The organism is Paenibacillus sp. 2TAB19 (assembly GCF_052115185.1).
GTDB lineage: Bacteria > Bacillota > Bacilli > Paenibacillales > Paenibacillaceae > Pristimantibacillus.
On the sequence record NZ_JBFRGE010000232.1, the window covers coordinates 1 to 422 of the forward strand.

Consider the following 422-nt stretch of genomic DNA (forward strand, 5'->3'; position numbering starts at 1 on the left):
CCCCAAAGGCATGTCCGTAGGCCCCGGCGTGATAGTCRCAATTAGCGTAAAGGTGCAGACTTGCACCTTCACGCAGCGACGGAGCGAATCCCATCCTCTCCGCCATATACAAAAAAACAAGTCGATTCCTGAAAAGGAATCGTTTTTTTGTGTATGGCGGGTTGGGATTCGAACGGGCCGTGAAGCGGAGATGCCCCAAAGGCATGTCCGTAGGCCCCGGCGTGATAGTCRCAATTAGCGTAAAGGTGCAGACTTGCACCTTCACGCAGCGACGGAGCGAATCCCATCCTCTCCGCCATATACAAAAAACAAGCCGATTCCTGAAAAGGAATCGTTTTTTTGTGTATGGCGGGTTGGGATTCGAACGGGCCGTGAAGCGGAGATGCCCCAAAGGCATGTCCGTAGGCCCCGGCGTGATAGTC

General features: G+C 54.0%; 1 protein-coding gene. It reads right to left on the bottom strand.

The genetic code is table 11. The features are described from left to right. Positions 1 to 68: 68 nt before the first annotated feature. Positions 69 to 422, bottom strand: a 354-nt coding sequence (locus AB4Z33_RS31210) for a hypothetical protein (protein WP_442053602.1), incomplete at its 5' end; no start/stop codon positions are given.